This window comes from Rhizobium tibeticum (assembly GCF_900110205.1).
Lineage (GTDB): Bacteria > Pseudomonadota > Alphaproteobacteria > Rhizobiales > Rhizobiaceae > Rhizobium > Rhizobium tibeticum.
In genome coordinates, this window is record NZ_FOCV01000004.1 from 230,070 (window position 1) to 246,740 (window position 16,671).

Consider the following 16,671-nt stretch of genomic DNA (forward strand, 5'->3'; position numbering starts at 1 on the left):
GCAAGAGTCGGTCAACCGTCCTTTGCCGCCTTGCTCTCGCCGCGTAGCCAGAGCGCGCGATGCGAGGCGTATCGGTCCTGTGCGAGGTGGTCCTTGAGCGCAGGAAGCAACACGTGCAGTTCGTCCTTCAGCGTAAACGGCGGATTGACGACGATCAGTCCGGAGCCGGTCAGCCCTGTGATGCCGCGGTCGCTGCGCACGCTGAGTTCGGCGCAGAGCATCTTCGAAATATCGAGGGCCTGTAGTGCCTCATGGAATTCCTTGATCGGCGCGCCCTTCTTCAGCGGATACCAAAGGCAATAGGTGCCGCCGGGGAAACGGCGGTATGCCTTCGCCAAGCCATCCACCAGCCGTTCGTATTCGCCGTCCTCCTCGAAAGGCGGATCGACGAGAACGATGCCGCGCTTTTCCTTCGGCGGCAGATGCGCGCCGAGCGACAGCCAGCCGTCAAGCTCGGTGATGCGTGCATGATGATCGCCCTCGAAGAGCCGATGCAGCCGTGCGAAATCCTCGGGATGCAGTTCCATGGCGGAAAGCCTGTCCTGCGGGCGAAACAGCATGCGCGAAAGCTTCGGAGAGCCAGGATAAAAGCGGATGCCGTCCTCCGGGTTCAACTCGCGGACGGCGGAAAGGTAAGGCTCCAGCAGTTCCGCGACCTGCGGAGCGAGGTCGGCTTCCAGCAGCTTACCGATGCCGTCGCGCCATTCGCCGGTCTTTTGGGCCTCCTCGGAGGACAAATCGTAAAGCCCTATACCCGCATGGGTATCAAGCACGCGAAAGGCCGCGTCCTTTTTCTGAAGGTAGCGGATCAGCCGCGCCAGAACGGCGTGTTTGAGCACATCGGCAAAATTGCCCGCGTGGTAGATGTGGCGGTAGTTCATTTTCGCTGATGCCCGTGATGAATTCGCCTGATCGGCGTCATTTGTGGCTTTTGGCCGGTTGCCGGTTCGAATATAGAAAACCTATGAATATTGCGACCCCCATTCACGCCAAATCCGCCAAGTCGAACCTCAGGCTCGGTCACACCGCCTGTCCGCACGACTGTCCCTCCACCTGCGCGCTGGAGGTGGAAATCAACGAGGACGGTCGCATCGGTCGTGTGCGCGGCGCAAACGACCATAGCTACACCTCAGGCGTCATCTGCGCGAAGGTTGCACGCTATGCCGAGCGTCTCTATCATCCCGACCGGCTGATGCACCCACTGCGCCGGACGGGCGCCAAGGGGGCAGGGCAGTGGCAGCAGATCTCCTGGGACGATGCGCTGGACGAAATCGCCGAAGCGTTCGTCAAAGCCGAAGCCAGGGACGGCAGCGAGGCGATCTGGCCCTATTACTACGCCGGCACGATGGGCTGGGTGCAGCGCGACTCGATCGATCGCCTGCGTCACGCCAAGCGCTACTCCGGTTTCTTCTCGTCGATTTGCACCAATCCGGCCTGGACCGGCTTCACCATGGCGACGGGGACACTGCGCGGACCTGATCCCCGCGAGATGGGCCGCACCGATTGCGTCGTGATCTGGGGCACAAACGCAGTGTCCACGCAGGTCAACGTGATGACCCACGCCATCAAGTCCCGCAAGGAGCGCGGCGCCAAGATCGTTGCCATCGATATCTATGACAATCCGACGATGAAGCAGGCCGACATGGCGCTGATCGTCAAGCCGGGCACGGACGCGGCACTTGCCTGTGCGGCAATGCATGTCGCCTTCCGCGACGGCTACGCAGATCGCGACTACATGGCCCAATATGCCGACGATCCAAGCGGCCTGGAAACGCATCTGAAAACCAAGACGCCGGAATGGGCTGCCGCCATCACTGGTCTGTCCGTCGATGAGATCGAGGCCTTCGCACGGCTTCTAGGCACGACGAAGAAGACCTATTTCCGTCTTGGCTACGGCTTTACCCGCCAGCGCAACGGCGCGGTTGCCATGCACGCAGCCGCCTCCATCGCCACCGTCCTGGGCTCCTGGCAATATGAGGGCGGCGGGGCCTTCCATTCGAACAGCGATATCTTCCGCATGAACAATGCGGAGTTGACTGGCAAGTCGATGAAGGATGCGGATATCCGCATGATCGACCAGTCGCAGATCGGCCGTGCGCTGACGGGCGATGCCGTGGCGCTGCGCCATCGCGGACCCGTAACAGCCATGCTGATCCAGAACACCAATCCTGTGAACATCGCCCCCGAGCAGCGGCTGGTCAAGCGCGGCTTTGCCCGCGACGATCTCTTCGTCGCTGTGCACGAGCAGTTCATGACGGAAACGGCCGAGATGGCCGATATCGTCATCCCGGCGACGATGTTCGTCGAGCATGACGACATCTATCGCGCCGGCGGCCAGAACCACATCCTCCTCGGTCCCAAGTTGGTCGAGCCGCCGCCGAGCGTGCGAACGAACCTGTTCGTGATCGAGGAGTTGGCAAAGCGTCTCGGCGTCGACGACCGCCCGGGCTTTGGCTTCACCGCACGCGAAATGGTCGATCGGGTTCTCGAAGCCAGCAACCTGCCAGGCTACGATCATTTCCTCGAGCACAAATGGTTCGATCGCCAGCCAGCTTTCGAGGACGCGCACTTCCTCAACGGATTCGCACATCCGGATAGTAAGTTCCATTTCCGGCCCGACTGGGTCAACGATCCCGCACCGAACAAACCGCCTGCTGCCGTTGGTGCTCTCGGCCCGCACGAGCAACTGCCGCCGTTCCCGGATCAGGTGGACGTCATCGAAGTGGCGGATGCCGAGCATCCGTTCCGCCTGGCGACGTCGCCGGCGCGCAACTTCCTGAATTCGAGCTTCTCGGAGACAAGGACTTCGCGCCAGAAGGAAGGACGACCGGAGCTGATGATGAATCCGGCTGATGCTGCCGCGGGCGGCATCGAGCATGGCGACCTGGTGCGGATCGGTAACAGCCGCGGCGACCTGCGCATCCACGTGCGCATCACCGACGAGGTTAAGCCGGGCGTACTGATCGCCGAAGGCCTCTGGCCGAATAAGGCGCATGTCGACGGTGAAGGCATCAACGTGCTGACCGGAGCCGACCCTGTCGCGCCATATGGCGGTGCGGCGATTCACGACAACAAGGTCTGGCTTCGCAGGGATGCCGCATGACGAAGTTCGAAAAGGCAAAAGTCGAGATCGTCCACGAAAAGACGCTCTCGAACGGTTGGACACGCCTCAGCGGCTACCAGATCGACTACACGGATTCCGACGGCGAGACCCATAGGCTGAAGCGCGAGGTCTACCATCGTACGCCGGCAGCAACGATCCTGCTCTACGATCCCAAGCGGGACACGGTCGTGCTGGTCCGGCAGTTCCGGCTGCCAGTCTACCTTCACGATGAGCCGGCGTGGATTATCGAGACGCCGGCGGGGCTGCTCGATGGCGACGAGCCGGAGACCGCGATTCGCCGGGAAGCCATGGAAGAGACCGGCTTCCGCGTCCGCGACGTGCGCTTCCTCTTCAAGGCTTACAGCTCGCCGGGCTCGAGCATGGAACTGCTGCATTTTTTCGCCGCATCGATCGATACGACCGATCGCGTATCGAACGGCGGTGGGCTTGCCGAGGAGCATGAGGACATCGAAGTTCTGCAAGTGCCGCTCGGCAAGGCGATAGCGATGGTCGAGCAGGGCGAGATCGCCGACGCAAAGACGATCATATTGCTGCAGTGGGCGATATTGAACCGCGAGTTGTTGAGCTAAAGCGAAATCGGCTGCAAATGTTCCGCCCCGGCAGCAAGCTTTAGCTTCGCGTCGATTACTGCGAGCGGTACAGCCTGTTTCAAAGCAAGAGCAAGATAGGCTGCATCATAGCCTGACAATTGATGCTTTCTCGCGAGCCTAATGATTGTTTGGTGATCATCGTCGAACATTGTTCGCAGGGCAAGCTTTCCAGGCGCACAAGACAGGCCAGAATATCCTCGCTGCCGATCCGGCGTTTGCGCTCAGCTACCAACAGAATATTGCGCATGTCATGCCAAGCGAGATCCGGCACAACGGCGTCATCGATCTCCAGGAGAGACAGGGCCGCTTCCGCCTCGACATTTTCCTCGTCCGGTAGCAGCCCTGCGGCAGCGATGGACGCGTCGACGACAAACGGCATCAGCTCCGCCCTTCGAGGCGCCATCGCCGAATTTCCGCCGCGCTCGCCGTGGCGCGTTCGGCGCGCTCGATACGAAGTAGACGGATAGCCTGGGCGCGCTCATTGCGGTCATCGATCTCGCTCAGCCGGGCAACAGGAACGCTGCCGCGCGAAATCTCAATCTCCGGGCCGGCCTCGACTTGGGTTAGGAGTTCCGTGGTCCACCACATGACCAACTTGTCTTTGCGTTCACACCGATGTCATGCTTCAGCGCTATGCGCTCCGCCTGTCATACTCACCCTCCCGGAGAAGACCCATGTGGCTCAGCAACTTTACTCTTGTCCTTCCAGATGAGATCGTCAGCCACGGCTCGGTGCGCGTCGAGGACGGTGTGATTGCCGACGTTCGGCCGGAGCTGGTCGCCAACGCCGCTATCGATGGCGGCGGACGTCTGTTGATGCCGGGCTTTGTCGATCTTCACGGCGACATGGTGGAGCGCGAGATTGCGCCGCGCCCGAATGCGCCGATGCCGATCGATTTCAGCATTCATGAACTGGACAAGAAGCTTGCCGCGGCAGGTGTCACGACGGCCTTTGCGGCGGTCTCCTTCGCAACAGAGAGCGTTTATGGGCATGTCCGCTCGCTCGAGACCACCTCGGCCGTCATCGAGGGCATCAATCGGCTCAAGGACAACCTGCTGATCGATCACCGCGTTCATGCGCGCTACGAGATCACCAATCTCGGCGCCGCGCCGGCCCTGGAGAAGTTGCTCGATGCCAGTCATGTTGACATGGTTTCGCTGACCGACCACACGCCGGGGCAGGGGCAGTACAACAACATCGAAAGCTACATCCTGAGCATTGCCGAACGCCGCGCCATTTCCGAGGAGATGGCCGCCGAGATGGTCACGAAGCGCATCGAGATGCGCAGCAATCCGGACATCGAGATCAAGCTGAAGCAAGTCGTCGATCTTGCCTTGAGACACAAGCTGTCGCTCGCCTCCCACGATGACGACAGTGCCGAGAAGGTCGCGCAGATGCACGATCTCGGCGTCACGATCAGCGAATTTCCGGTGACGCTTCCCGCGGCTGAAGAGGCGCGTCGTCGTGGTCTATGGACGCTGATGGGTGCTCCGAATGCCCTGCGCGGACAATCGATGTCCGGCAATCTCAGCGCACTCGACGCCGCAGCCGCCGGCCTGCTGACGGTTATCGCCGCCGATTACCATCCCGCCGCCTTCGTGCCTGGCATCTTCAAGATCGCCGATCGCACGAGCCTGCCCTATGCCGTCGCCATGGCGACGCGCAATGCTGCACGTTCGGCTGGTCTTCTGGATCGTGGCGAGATTACCGTCGGGCAGCAGGCGGATCTCGTGGTTGTCGAAGCTGGTGACGTGCACCGCATCCGCGCCACATTCCGCAAGGGCCGTTTCGTCTACAGCGATGGCACGCTGCACCAACTGCGGGCGCTTGCTGCCTGAGGCTCAGGCACCCTCGCCAATGAGGGAGATAACGCTGCTGCGTTCCGCCGGCGCTGCGGCAGCGTCGGTGCTGACGGCCTTGCCGCCCTCCATCTTCACCTTGCTCTCGGCCAAGAGCCGCAGCGCTTGCGGGTAGAGCTGGTGCTCGACGGTGAGCACGCGCGCTGCCAGGCTTTCGGCACTATCGCCTGAAAGGATCGGCACGGCGGCCTGGCCGATAACCGGTCCCTCATCCATGCCTTCGGTGACGAAGTGCACGGTGCAGCCGGCGATCCGCATACCGGCATCGATTGCCCGCTGATGGGTATGCAGGCCGGGGAAGAGCGGAAGCAGCGACGGGTGGATGTTGATCATCCGGCCCTCGTAACGCTGGATGAACACGCCGCTCAGCAGCCGCATGTATCCGGCAAGGCAGAGGATGTCGGGAGACAGCCGATCGAGCGCGGCAAAGATCGCCTCCTCGTGCGCTTCCTTGCTGGCGTAGTCCTTGCGAACGAAGGCGAATGACGGGATGCCCTCGGCTGCCGCCTTGGCAAGCCCGCCGGCATCGGCCTTGTCGGCGATGACGCCGACGATTTCTGCCGGATAGTCGGCAGCCTTGGCAGCGGCGACGAGCGCCATCATGTTGGAACCGCCGCCGGAGATGAAGACGACGGCGCGTTTGCGCGGCGTCGTCATATGGCGAGCGTACCCTGGTAGAGCGTACCGGACGCACCCTCGGCACGGGTGATCATGCGGCCCAGCTTCACGACCGTCTCGCCTTCGCCTTCGAGGGCGGCGATAACGGTTGCGACGTTCTCAGCCGAAACGACCGCGATCATGCCGATCCCGCAGTTGAAGGTGCGCAGCATTTCGTTGGCCTCGACGCCGCCTGTCTTGGCGAGCCAGGAGAAGACCGGCGGAACCTTGACGGCCGCCAGATCGATCTCGGCTGCGAGGTGTTTCGGCAGAACACGAGGGATATTCTCCGGGAAACCGCCGCCGGTGATGTGCGCCAGTGCCTTGATGGCTTTCGTTTCGCGGATCGCCTTCAGGAGTGGCTTCACATAGATGCGTGTCGGCGTCAGCAGCGCTTCGCCGAGGCTCTTATCGTCTGCGAACGGAGCCGGCGCATCGAAGGCGAGGCCCGAAATCCCGACGATCTTGCGCACAAGCGAAAAACCGTTGGAGTGAACGCCCGAGGAAGCGAGGCCGAGGATCACGTCGCCTTCGGCAATGTCGCCGGAGGGCAGCAGCTGGCCGCGCTCGGCTGCACCGACGGCAAAGCCTGCAAGATCGTAGTCGCCGGAAGAATACATGCCCGGCATTTCAGCTGTCTCGCCGCCGATCAGCGCGCAGCCTGCGTCGCGGCAGCCAGCAGCAATGCCTTCGACGATCGCCGCGCCCTGGTCGGGGTCAAGCTTGCCCGTGGCAAAATAATCAAGGAAGAACAGCGGCTCAGCGCCCTGGACGACCAGATCGTTGACGCACATGGCGACGAGGTCGATGCCGACGGTGTCGTGATAATCGGCGTCGATTGCGATCTTCAGCTTGGTGCCGACGCCGTCATTGGCGGCAACAAGGACCGGATCCGTGAACCCTGCTGCCTTGAGGTCGAACAGGCCGCCGAAGCCGCCGATCTCGCCGTCTGCACCCGGGCGGCGCGTCGAGCGCACGGCGGGCTTGATCTTCTCCACCAGAAGGTTTCCGGCATCGATGTCGACGCCTGCGTCGCTATAGGTCAGGCCGTTTTTTCCAGACTGGCTCATGCTGCTCTCCGATGGCTGTATTCGGGCGGGAAATGTCGCCGCCTCAATATGCGGGTCGCAATTGCATGACAGGGGCGTTTATGCAAGGGATTGCATGGAGAAAGCCCCAATTTCCCGCTCTTTTGACGCAGGTCATCTGGATTCTTAGCGGTGGGGTTGACCATTCTCTCACCCACATCCTATGTGCTCGAAGGTTGCATCGAGATGATGCGAAAAATCGAGACGGCCGATCAGCGGGGAATGTGATGCCACAGCAGATTAGCGGGGCAGGTCTGAAGCGCCAAGTCATCTTCTGGCTGGCCGTGCTCGCCTTCTTTATCGCCTTCCTTTTTGTCTTCAGCTCGATCCTGCTGCCATTTCTCGCGGGGATGGCGCTGGCCTATTTCCTCGATCCCATTGCTGACAGATTGGAGCGCCTCGGTCTTAGCCGCTTGATGGCAACGATCGTGATCTTGATCGCCTTCGTCGTCGTCATCGTCCTGGCCCTGATGATCCTGATACCGGTTTTGGCGAGCCAGTTCAGCGATTTTGCCGGTCGCCTGCCGGGCTACATCGATCAGTTGCAGACATTCATTACAAAGTCGCAGAATACCCTCATGCCGGACTGGGTGAGGAACCAACTCGGCACGATCAAGAACAATTTCTCTGAAATCCTCTCGCAAGGATTCGGGCTACTGACAGGGCTTTTCGGTCAGGTCTGGAGCTCCGGCCTTGCCGTCGTCAACGTCATCTCGCTGATGATCGTCACGCCCGTTGTGGCGTTCTACATGCTGCTTGATTGGGACCGCATGATCGCCAAGGTCGATCAGTACATTCCGCGCGACTACGTGGCCAATGTCCACCAGATCATGCGGGAAATCGATCAGGCCATTGCCGGCTTCATTCGGGGGCAGGGTTCGCTCTGCCTGATCTTGGGCATCTGGTATGCCGTTGGCCTGTCGCTGGTCGGCTTGAACTTCGGTCTGCTGATCGGTCTGTTCGCGGGTATGATCAGCTTCATTCCCTATGTGGGCTCGCTGGTGGGTCTCATTCTTGCCGTCGGCGTTGCCATCGTCCAGTTCTGGCCCGATTACATCTGGGTCGGCGCGGTGCTTGCCGTCTTCTTCAGCGGTCAGTTCATGGAGGGCAACATCCTGCAGCCGAAGCTGGTGGGACACAGCGTCGGGCTGCACCCTGTTTGGTTGATGTTTGCGCTCTTTGCCTTCGGCGCGTTGTTCGGCTTTGTTGGTCTGCTGGTTGCCGTGCCGGCGGCTGCCGCGGTCGGAGTGCTTGTCCGTTTTGCGCTTTCACGCTACCTTGAGAGCGATCTCTATGCCGGCGGGTCGAAGAATGGCCAGGTCGGCAAGACAAAAGCTGACCCCAAATGACTGATGTGAAAAACGCTGGTCCAAGGCGCAATGCTGTCGAACAGCTTCCCTTGGCATTTTCGCACGATGCAGCAACGGGGCGCGACGACCTGTTGATCTCCGCACGGCTCGCAGCGGCCGTGTCGATCGTCGATGCCTGGCCGCATTGGCCTTCGAGCGTCGTCATCCTCGCCGGGCCTGTCGGCTCCGGAAAATCGCATCTGGCGAACATCTGGAAAGATCATAGCGGCGCCGTCGCAATCTATCCGAAGGCGGGCGCCAACGCGGCCGTCGATGCCGCCAATGGTCCGGTGCTGTTCGAGGATGTCGACCGACGTGGCTTCGACGACAACGAACTTTTCCATGTGATCAACAGCGTGCGGGAAAACGGTCACAGTCTTCTGATGACAAGCCGCCTATGGCCGATGTCCTGGCCGGTAGAACTGCCCGATCTGCGCTCGCGCCTGAAGGCGGCGACGGTCGTCGAGATCGGCGAGCCGGACGAGGAACTGCTGTCAAAGGTCATTGTAAAGCTGTTTGCAGACCGCCAGATTTATATTGATGACAAACTGGTGCTCTATATCGTTAATCGGATGGAACGGTCGCTGAATGCGGCCCAGACGATCGTGGACAGCTTGGACCGGCTTGCCCTTTCTCGAGGCACGAAGATTACCCGAACTCTTGCCGCTGAAGTGTTGAATGAATTGGGTAATTCGGAACCGGAAGATTGACTGTCACAGTTCTGTCGTGAAACTGATATAATTCGCTTGGCGAATGAAACGGGACAATCAGACATGGATAGCGCAGTCACGGAGCATCACGAACCTACTCCGGAAACCAATGAGACTGTGCCATCGCTTGAAGAACTGCTCGCCAGCCCCGAGCGCTTCATCAACCGCGAGTTCTCATGGTTGCAGTTCAATCGCCGTGTTCTTGAGGAAACGCTGAACACCGAGCATCCGCTGCTTGAGCGAGTCCGTTTCCTGTCGATCTCTGCGGCAAACCTCGACGAATTCTTCATGGTGCGCGTTGCCGGGCTTGAGGGGCAGGTGCGCCAAAACATCGTTGTGCGCACGCCCGACGGCAAGACGCCTGCCGAGCAACTCGACGCCATCCTCCAGGAGATCGACAATCTGCAGATGGAGCAGCAGGCATCGCTTGCCGTTCTCCAGCAGTATCTCGCCAAGGAAGATATCCTGATCGTCCGTCCCGGGGCACTCAGCGACCTCGATCGCGCCTGGCTGGCGACGGAATTCGAGCAAGCGATCTTCCCAGTGTTGACGCCGCTGTCCATCGACCCGGCGCACCCGTTCCCCTTCATTCCGAACCTCGGCTTCTCGATCGGCCTGCAGCTCGTCAGCAAGAACGGTCGCGACCCGATGACGGCGCTGCTGCGCCTGCCGCCGGCGCTCGACCGGTTCGTGCGCCTGCCGGACGATCGCAACACGATCCGCTACATCACGCTCGAGGATGTTACCAACGTCTTCATTCACCGCCTCTATCCCGGCTACGAGGTGCAGGGCTCAGGTACGTTCCGGATCATCCGCGACAGCGATATCGAAGTCGAGGAAGAAGCCGAAGACCTCGTGCGCTTTTTCGAAACCGCGTTGAAGCGCCGCCGCCGCGGATCGGTGATTCGCATCGAGACCGATTCCGAGATGCCGGCGTCGTTGCGCCAGTTCGTCGTTCAGGCCCTCAGCGTTCCGGAAAATCGAGTCGCGGTCCTGCCAGGCCTGCTGGCGTTGAACACGCTGTCCGAAATCACCAAGGCGCCGCGTGAAGATCTTCGATTTCCGTCCTACAATGCGCGATTTCCCGAACGTGTCCGAGAGCACGCCGGCGACTGCTTCGCTGCCATCCGCGAAAAGGACATGGTGGTTCACCATCCCTACGAATCTTTCGACGTGGTGGTCCAGTTTCTGCTCCAGGCTGCACGCGATCCGGACGTCCTGGCGATAAAACAAACCCTCTACCGCACGTCGAACGACAGCCCGATCGTCCGTGCGCTGATCGACGCGGCCGAATCCGGCAAGTCCGTTACGGCCCTGGTGGAGCTGAAAGCCCGCTTTGACGAAGAGGCCAACATCCGCTGGGCGCGCGACCTGGAGCGCGCTGGCGTACAGGTCGTCTTCGGCTTCATCGAGTTGAAAACACACGCCAAGATGTCGCTGGTCGTCCGCCGCGAAGAGGGTAAGCTTCGCAGCTACTGCCATCTCGGCACCGGCAACTATCATCCGGTCACCGCGAAGATCTATACCGACCTGTCGTTCTTCACCTGCAATCCGGTGATCGCGCACGACATGGCGAATATCTTCAACTTCATCACTGGCTACGGCGAGCCCGAAGAGAGCATGAAACTGGCGGTTTCTCCCTACACGCTGCGCTCGCGCATCGTTCGCCACATCGAGGAAGAAATCAAGCACGCTAAGAACGGCGCGCCGGCGGCGATCTGGATGAAGATGAATTCGCTCGTCGACCCCGAGATCATCGACGCGCTTTACACGGCAAGCCGCGCCGGCGTCGAGATTGATCTTGTCATTCGAGGCATCTGCTGCCTGCGCCCACAAGTGCCCGGCCTGTCGGAGAATATCCGGGTAAAGTCGATCGTCGGACGCTTCCTGGAGCACAGCCGCATCTTCTGCTTCGGCAATGGTCACGGGCTGCCATCCGACAAGGCGCTGGTTTATATCGGCTCGGCGGACATGATGCCGCGCAACCTCGATCGCCGTGTCGAAACGCTCGTCCCACTGACCAATCCGACGGTCCACGAGCAGGTTCTCTCACAGATTATGCTCGGCAATATCATTGACAATCAGCAAAGCTACGAGATATTGCCCGACGGTACGTCCAGGCGCATGGAAGTGCGCAAGGGCGAAGAGCCGTTCAACGCGCAGCAGTACTTCATGACCAACCCCAGCCTGTCCGGCCGCGGCGAAGCCTTGAAATCCAGTGCGCCCAAGCTGATCGCCGGCCTGCTTTCCGGCCGAAACAACAAGTAATATTGGACCTGCATGGTTGAATCAGAAGCCCAGGGGCGCCTTCCAGGGATAGCCCCGGTCTCCGTGGTCGATATCGGGTCGAACTCGATCCGTGTGGTCATCTATGAAGGCATGTCCCGCTCGCCGACGATCCTTTTCAACGAAAAGGTGCTCTGTGGTCTCGGTCGAGGAATCGCACTGACCGGCAAGATGGATGAGGCGAGTGTCGGGCGGGCGCTGGCTGCCTTGCATCGGTTCAAGGCATTATCCGATCAGGCGCGCGCCGCCACCATGTTCGTGCTGGCGACGGCGGCGGCCCGCGAAGCATCGAACGGACCGGATTTTATCCACAAGGCGGAAACAATCCTTCAGCGTAAGGTCCGCGTTCTTTCCGGTGAGGAAGAGGCGAAGTTCTCCGCCCTCGGCATTGTCAGCGGCTTCTATGAGCCGGACGGTATTGCTGGCGACCTGGGCGGCGGTTCACTCGAACTGATTGACATCAAGGGCAAGGAAATCGGCAAGGGGGTCACCTTACCGCTCGGTGGCCTTCGCCTGTCGGAATATGCCGGCGGCTCGCTGGAGAAGGCCCGAACCTTTGCTCGCAAGCATGTGAGAACAATTTCCAAACTGCTGGCGAAGGGAGATGGGCGCACCTTCTATGCCGTCGGGGGCACTTGGCGAAATATTGCCAAACTGCACATGGAGATGACGCAGTATCCGCTGCACATGATGCAGGGCTACGAAGTTTCGCTCGAGGCGATGATTCAATTCCTCGATCAGGTGGAGATTGCCAAGGACTCGAAGGATCCTGCGTGGATGGCGGTCTCGAAGCATCGCCGCGCGCTGCTTCCGTTCGGTGCGGTTGCCATGAAGGAAGTCCTGAGCGCGATGAAGCCCTCTGTCATCTCGTTCTCGGGGCAGGGCGTGCGTGAAGGCTACCTCTATTCATTGCTTTCCGAGAGCGAGCGCCGCAGCGATCCGCTGCTGGCCGCCGCTGGCGAACTCGCCATTCTGCGCGCGCGTTCGCCAGAACACGCCAGAGAGCTGGCGGACTGGACAGGCCGCGTGATGCCCTATTTCGGCATCGCCGAGACGGAGGAGGAGGCGCGCTATCGCCAGGCGGCGTGCCTGCTTGCCGACATAAGCTGGCGCGCGCATCCCGATTACCGCGGCCTGCAGGCGCTGAACATCATTGCTCACTCGTCCTTTGTCGGCATCAGCCACCCCGGCCGCGCCTTCATTGCGCTGACGAACTATTACAGGTTCGAAGGGCCGTATGACGACGGTGCGACGGGCCCTCTCGCCACCATCGCCACGCCGAGATTTATCGAGCGCGCCAAGCTGCTCGGCGGCTTGCTGCGTGTCGTCTATCTCTTTTCGGCATCCATGCCCGGCGTCGTGCGCAATCTCACCTTCCAGAAATCGTCCAAACCCGATCTCGACTTGGAGTTCGTGGTTCCGGCGGAATATCACGACTTTGCCGGCGAGCGCCTCGAAGGCCGCTTGCAACAGCTTTCCAAGCTGACCAACAAGCGCTTGGCCTTCCGCTTCGAATAGCGTTCATCTGTGCATCTCAGGTGAACTGTGGCATAACTGAGCCATGGCGATACATGTCTTGGCGGTCCATCGCGACACAGTCGGGACGGAACAGGCGGCGGGCAATTCGCTTGCGGCCGCCTATTCCGTGGGGGTTCTCTGCTGGCTGCTGTCAGCCGGTGTCTATATTGCCGCGAAATGGGTCTCTTCCGAGATGCCGCCCTGGGCGCTCTGCTTCTGGCGAGTGCTGATCGCCTGGGCGATCCTGATGCCGATCGTGCGTCGGCATTTCGGCGATATGGTCGCGCTGGTGCGGGCTCGCCCCCTCGAACTGCTTGCCATCGGCGGCATGGGACTCGCGATTTGCCAGGGCATGATTTTTGTCGGTCTCGAGCATGCCGACGCCACTACCGCCGGCATTATCATCGCCCTGATCCCGATCATCACCATGATTCTTGCCCGTTTGATTCTGGCTGAGTCGATGGGAGGCTGGCAGGTAATCGGATCGATCTTGGCCTTTCTCGGGATCGTGGTCATCATCCTCAAGGGCAGCCCGGCAGCGCTGATGCGTCTCGACTTCAATCCTGGCGAACTGTGGATCGTCGCCGGCGCATTTTGTTTCAGCGTCTATACCGTCCTGCTCCGCCGGGCGAAATTCGATGTGAATCGCCTTGCACTCCTGGTGCTGCTTCTCGGCGCGGCGGTGCTGACGGCGCTGCCCTTCTATCTCTTTGAGCTTCTCTCTGACGAACGCTCGACGCTCAACAGCAGCGGGCTCGTCGCGCTCGCCTACGTCGCGATCCCCGGCGGAGCGGTTATGTATTACCTCTTCAATCGGAGCATCGAGGCTCTGGGCGCGGCGAGGGCGGGCGTGCTCCTCTACATCCAGACGATCTTTATAGCTGTGCTCGCCTATCTGATCCTCGGCGAGCAGTTGCAACCCTATCACCTCGAAGGTGCCGCGCTCATCGTCGCCGGCCTGCTGCTCATCATCCTGCTGAAGCCCAAGGCTAAGGCGCAGGCGGCAACGGTCTAAGGGTCCGTTTGGAACGTCAGTGGCGGATACGTCGGAGCAGAAGACCGCCCATGGCGACATGGATCATGGCTTCTGACACGTCGATGCGGGCCTCGTGGTCGCGGACAAGGCGCCACCATCGTGTCATCCAGGCGGCCATCCGGGCCCGACTCGCTGCTGTCCACATCAGAAGCTTGAATCATGGAACGCCTCAAACCGCCACCCCGTGTTCAAACGGTCTTCTAGGTGCCGATAGCGGCTTTCACGGGCGACAGGCTTGACGACCTAAGCGTGCCTCACCAGAACGCGGCCGAACCTGGACGGAGCGGCGGGTCGGGTTCGGACGCTCTCGCTGACGTCGGTCACTCTTTGCCGTTCGCCTTCGTAGCGTTCAGTTGAGTTCTTGGGCAAGTCCGATGAGAATCCCTTCAGGCCCACGGATGTAGCAGAGCCGATACGCGTCGTTATACTGGACTACATCGCCTACGAGCTGCGCGCCGCGCGTGCGGAGCCTTTCAAGCGTCTCGTCGATGTCGTCCACGGCGAACATGACGCGGAGGTAGCCTAGGGCGTTGACCGGGGCGTTCCGGTGATCTGCGACGACAGGCGGCGTGAGGAAGCGGGAGAGCTCGATCCGGCTGTGGCCGTCCGGTGTGCGCATCATGGCAATCTCGACACGCTGATCGCCCAGTCCAGTGACACGTCCGGCCCATTCTCCTTCGATCGTGGCCCGCCCTTCGAGCTCGAGGCCGAGTTCGCGAAAGAAATCAATCGTCCCTCCGAGGTCTTCGACGACGATTCCTACGTTGTCCATCCGTTTGAGCGCCATGTTTCCAATCTCCGATGTGTCGGTCAATCTACAAGGTGTTCACCTCGTCCAACAAAGGACGCTTGAGGTGCCCCAAACACCGACAGCCATCCACGCCCAGTTCGCTGCTTTTTACATCAGAAGCTTGAATATGGACCGCCTCAAACCGCCACCCAGTCTTCAAACGGTCTTAAGGGGCGAGGGTGAGCGAGGCCGATGGCGGTCGAGTCGCACTCCACGAAACGGCTTCTGGCATTTGCTTATCCAGCAAAAAGCCCCGCTCTTGCGAACGGGGCCTTCCTCGTGAAACGTGCAGGCTTACTTCGCGTTCAGGAGTTCGCTGACCTCAAGCAAGCTGAACTCGTTGTTGTCGGCCTTGTCGACAGCGCGACCTGCCGAGAAGGGCAGGTTGTTGTCGTTGCCGACGACGATGTGCGTGGCATCGACGCGGTCGACATTCTCGATTGTTACGAACGGCATGTCGTAGTTGCCATCCTTGCTGCCGGCCTTCTTCTTGTTGTCAGGATCCTGGATGTTCAGCAGGTCGATGTAGCCGATCTTGCGAACTGATTTGCCGACGTTGGCGTCGTTGAACTCGATCTTGTAGATGCGCTTGAGTTCGGCAGGGGCCTCGAAGCAATCCGGCTTCGGCTGCTTGGGATCGACGCAGGCCTTGTCCTTCGTGCCGGCGCCGTTGTCGCGTTCGATGACGAGTGCGGTAGTGTCGTCGAGCATGTTGAAGTCGCCGATCGAAACACCCTTTTCCTCGAACGGATAGAACCAGGTGCGGCCCGTCCAGTTCTTGGAAGCGGTATCAAACTCGATGACGCGGATGGCGGTATGGCCGTCAACCGATTCCATCTTGCCGTCGCCCTGGTAGATTGCGCCTTCGAGAAGGCCGTAGAGCTTGCTGCCGTCCTTCGAGATGGCAACACCTTCGAAGCCACCCGAGCGCTTCAGGTTGAAGACCGGCACCTTAGCGGTCGGGTTTGCCTGGACGGAGACAACCGGATTATCGGGGGACATGACCGGCTTGCCGTCGACCGTGGTCGAGATGACGTCGGTCAGGCGGCCTTCAGTATCGAACTTAAGGAGGTAGGGTCCGAATTCTTCGCCGATCCAGAAACCGTCTGCGACAGGCTGCACGGACTCGATGTCGAAATCCGATCCAGTGAGATAGCGCTTCTCGGCGCCTTCAAGCACGATCGGGAAGGGTGCCTTCTTGTCGGGGTCGGAAAGGAAGAGGTTCTTGACGACCTCGACCTTGCCGGTCTGCCAATCGAACTTCACCTGATGCAGGAAGAGCATCGCGTCGCTGGAGTTCGCCTTCGAGCCGAAGCCGTTGTCGGATAGCGTCCAGAACGTGCCGTCAGGCATGGTCTTGATGCCGGAGAAGCCTTGGATCGGCTGACCGTCGAAAGGAAGCTTCAGATCGGTGACGCGAACCCCGTCCTTGCCCGGAACGCTGCCGAGCGCTTCGGTACGCTTGCGGTCAGCGGTGGTGAATTTGCCGGAATGCTTGAGGAATTCCGGCGTATCGTCCGGAGCCGCGACGAGCGTGTTGGCCGGCAGAATGGCTTGGCCTGCGAGCTTGGCTGGAAATTCCTGCTGGTCGGCTGCAGCCGGGCAGGCGATCAAAAGAACAAATGAAACGGAAGCAAGAAGAGTATTTTTCATCGAAACCCCCA

At 60.6% G+C, this 16,671-nt stretch carries 15 protein-coding genes and 1 pseudogene; 8 read left to right on the forward strand and 8 right to left on the reverse strand.

What is annotated here, in order from left to right:
• Positions 1-11: 11 nt before the first annotated feature.
• On the reverse strand, positions 12-881 hold the full coding sequence (locus BSG20_RS06530; protein WP_072372492.1) for a 23S rRNA (adenine(2030)-N(6))-methyltransferase RlmJ: 870 nt from the start codon (positions 879-881) through the stop codon (positions 12-14).
• Between the two features lie 83 nt (positions 882-964).
• Between BSG20_RS06530 and BSG20_RS06535 the strand changes: the two genes are divergently transcribed.
• Both BSG20_RS06535 and BSG20_RS06540 read left to right on the forward strand, forming a co-directional pair.
• Positions 965-3,103, forward strand: a complete 2,139-nt coding sequence (locus BSG20_RS06535) for a molybdopterin-containing oxidoreductase family protein (RefSeq protein ID WP_072372495.1) — start codon at positions 965-967, stop codon at positions 3,101-3,103.
• A complete protein-coding gene (locus BSG20_RS06540) occupies positions 3,100-3,693 on the forward strand; it encodes an NUDIX domain-containing protein (protein WP_072372497.1) in 594 nt (197 codons plus the stop codon). Before BSG20_RS06535 ends, BSG20_RS06540 begins: the two co-directional genes overlap by 4 nt.
• A 79-nt stretch (positions 3,694-3,772) precedes the next feature.
• Here BSG20_RS06540 and BSG20_RS06545 read toward each other — a convergent pair whose 3' ends face one another.
• Both BSG20_RS06545 and BSG20_RS06550 read right to left on the reverse strand, forming a co-directional pair.
• On the reverse strand, positions 3,773-4,093 hold the full coding sequence (locus BSG20_RS06545) for a type II toxin-antitoxin system VapC family toxin (protein WP_244541266.1): 321 nt from the start codon (positions 4,091-4,093) through the stop codon (positions 3,773-3,775).
• The gene (locus tag BSG20_RS06550; protein WP_072372500.1) at positions 4,093-4,302 is read right to left on the reverse strand and encodes a hypothetical protein; all 210 of its coding nucleotides are present in this window, start codon (positions 4,300-4,302) and stop codon (positions 4,093-4,095) included. The genes BSG20_RS06545 and BSG20_RS06550 overlap by 1 nt, the downstream gene beginning before the upstream one ends.
• Before the next feature lie 86 nt (positions 4,303-4,388).
• Between BSG20_RS06550 and BSG20_RS06555 the strand changes: the two genes are divergently transcribed.
• The gene (locus BSG20_RS06555; protein ID WP_072372502.1) at positions 4,389-5,552 is read left to right on the forward strand and encodes an alpha-D-ribose 1-methylphosphonate 5-triphosphate diphosphatase; all 1,164 of its coding nucleotides are present in this window, start codon (positions 4,389-4,391) and stop codon (positions 5,550-5,552) included.
• Between the two features lie 3 nt (positions 5,553-5,555).
• On the opposite strand, the gene purN is transcribed toward BSG20_RS06555, so the two are convergent.
• Together purN and purM are read right to left on the reverse strand one after the other, a co-directional pair.
• Entirely contained in the window at positions 5,556-6,230 is a 675-nt protein-coding gene (gene purN, locus BSG20_RS06560) for a phosphoribosylglycinamide formyltransferase (RefSeq protein ID WP_072372505.1), read from the reverse strand.
• Positions 6,227-7,300 carry a phosphoribosylformylglycinamidine cyclo-ligase gene (gene purM, locus BSG20_RS06565; RefSeq protein ID WP_072372508.1) on the reverse strand — a complete coding sequence of 358 codons (1,074 nt, stop codon included), beginning with the start codon at positions 7,298-7,300 and terminating at the stop codon, positions 6,227-6,229. Before purM ends, purN begins: the two co-directional genes overlap by 4 nt.
• Positions 7,301-7,545: 245 nt before the next feature.
• Here purM and BSG20_RS06570 point away from each other — a divergent pair, with 245 nt between their 5' ends.
• The 5 genes from BSG20_RS06570 (at position 7,546) to BSG20_RS06590 (ending at position 14,196) form a co-directional block, all read left to right on the forward strand.
• Positions 7,546-8,667, forward strand: coding sequence for an AI-2E family transporter (locus BSG20_RS06570; protein WP_072372511.1), 1,122 nt, complete (start codon positions 7,546-7,548; stop codon positions 8,665-8,667).
• Entirely contained in the window at positions 8,664-9,377 is a 714-nt protein-coding gene (gene hdaA / locus BSG20_RS06575; protein WP_072372514.1) for a DnaA regulatory inactivator HdaA, read from the forward strand. Before BSG20_RS06570 ends, hdaA begins: the two co-directional genes overlap by 4 nt.
• A gap of 63 nt (positions 9,378-9,440) precedes the next feature.
• A complete protein-coding gene (locus tag BSG20_RS06580; protein ID WP_072372516.1) occupies positions 9,441-11,645 on the forward strand; it encodes an RNA degradosome polyphosphate kinase in 2,205 nt (734 codons plus the stop codon).
• A 12-nt stretch (positions 11,646-11,657) separates the two neighbouring features.
• A complete protein-coding gene (ppx, locus tag BSG20_RS06585) occupies positions 11,658-13,181 on the forward strand; it encodes an exopolyphosphatase (protein ID WP_072372519.1) in 1,524 nt (507 codons plus the stop codon).
• A 43-nt stretch (positions 13,182-13,224) separates the two neighbouring features.
• The gene (locus BSG20_RS06590) at positions 13,225-14,196 is read left to right on the forward strand and encodes a DMT family transporter (RefSeq protein ID WP_072372522.1); all 972 of its coding nucleotides are present in this window, start codon (positions 13,225-13,227) and stop codon (positions 14,194-14,196) included.
• A gap of 16 nt (positions 14,197-14,212) precedes the next feature.
• On the opposite strand, the pseudogene BSG20_RS35520 reads toward BSG20_RS06590, so the two are convergent.
• The 3 genes and pseudogenes from BSG20_RS35520 to BSG20_RS06600 all read right to left on the reverse strand — a co-directional run.
• A pseudogene (locus tag BSG20_RS35520) lies at positions 14,213-14,338 on the reverse strand (IS5/IS1182 family transposase); the annotation flags it as partial.
• 228 nt (positions 14,339-14,566) lie between these two features.
• Positions 14,567-15,004 carry a VOC family protein gene (locus tag BSG20_RS06595; protein ID WP_072372525.1) on the reverse strand — a complete coding sequence of 146 codons (438 nt, stop codon included), beginning with the start codon at positions 15,002-15,004 and terminating at the stop codon, positions 14,567-14,569.
• A gap of 297 nt (positions 15,005-15,301) precedes the next feature.
• Positions 15,302-16,660, reverse strand: coding sequence for an esterase-like activity of phytase family protein (locus BSG20_RS06600; RefSeq protein ID WP_072372528.1), 1,359 nt, complete (start codon positions 16,658-16,660; stop codon positions 15,302-15,304).
• Positions 16,661-16,671 lie beyond the last annotated feature (11 nt).

Excerpts from the sequence above, each read along its gene's own strand:
- purM (WP_072372508.1), bottom strand. The coding sequence starts at position 7,300 with ATGAGCCAGTCTGGAAAAAACGGCCTGACCTATAGCGACGCAGGCGTC.
- BSG20_RS06550 (WP_072372500.1), bottom strand. The coding sequence starts at position 4,302 with ATGTGGTGGACCACGGAACTCCTAACCCAAGTCGAGGCCGGCCCGGAG.
- purN (WP_072372505.1), bottom strand. The coding sequence starts at position 6,230 with ATGACGACGCCGCGCAAACGCGCCGTCGTCTTCATCTCCGGCGGCGGT.
- BSG20_RS06595 (WP_072372525.1), bottom strand. The coding sequence starts at position 15,004 with ATGGCGCTCAAACGGATGGACAACGTAGGAATCGTCGTCGAAGACCTC.
- BSG20_RS06530 (WP_072372492.1), bottom strand. The coding sequence starts at position 881 with ATGAACTACCGCCACATCTACCACGCGGGCAATTTTGCCGATGTGCTC.
- BSG20_RS06580 (WP_072372516.1), top strand. The coding sequence starts at position 9,441 with ATGGATAGCGCAGTCACGGAGCATCACGAACCTACTCCGGAAACCAAT.
- BSG20_RS06555 (WP_072372502.1), top strand. The coding sequence starts at position 4,389 with ATGTGGCTCAGCAACTTTACTCTTGTCCTTCCAGATGAGATCGTCAGC.
- ppx (WP_072372519.1), top strand. The coding sequence starts at position 11,658 with ATGGTTGAATCAGAAGCCCAGGGGCGCCTTCCAGGGATAGCCCCGGTC.
- BSG20_RS06600 (WP_072372528.1), bottom strand. The coding sequence starts at position 16,660 with ATGAAAAATACTCTTCTTGCTTCCGTTTCATTTGTTCTTTTGATCGCC.
- BSG20_RS06535 (WP_072372495.1), top strand. The coding sequence starts at position 965 with ATGAATATTGCGACCCCCATTCACGCCAAATCCGCCAAGTCGAACCTC.
- BSG20_RS06540 (WP_072372497.1), top strand. The coding sequence starts at position 3,100 with ATGACGAAGTTCGAAAAGGCAAAAGTCGAGATCGTCCACGAAAAGACG.
- BSG20_RS06590 (WP_072372522.1), top strand. The coding sequence starts at position 13,225 with ATGGCGATACATGTCTTGGCGGTCCATCGCGACACAGTCGGGACGGAA.
- hdaA (WP_072372514.1), top strand. The coding sequence starts at position 8,664 with ATGACTGATGTGAAAAACGCTGGTCCAAGGCGCAATGCTGTCGAACAG.
- BSG20_RS06570 (WP_072372511.1), top strand. The coding sequence starts at position 7,546 with ATGCCACAGCAGATTAGCGGGGCAGGTCTGAAGCGCCAAGTCATCTTC.
- BSG20_RS06545 (WP_244541266.1), bottom strand. The coding sequence starts at position 4,093 with ATGCCGTTTGTCGTCGACGCGTCCATCGCTGCCGCAGGGCTGCTACCG.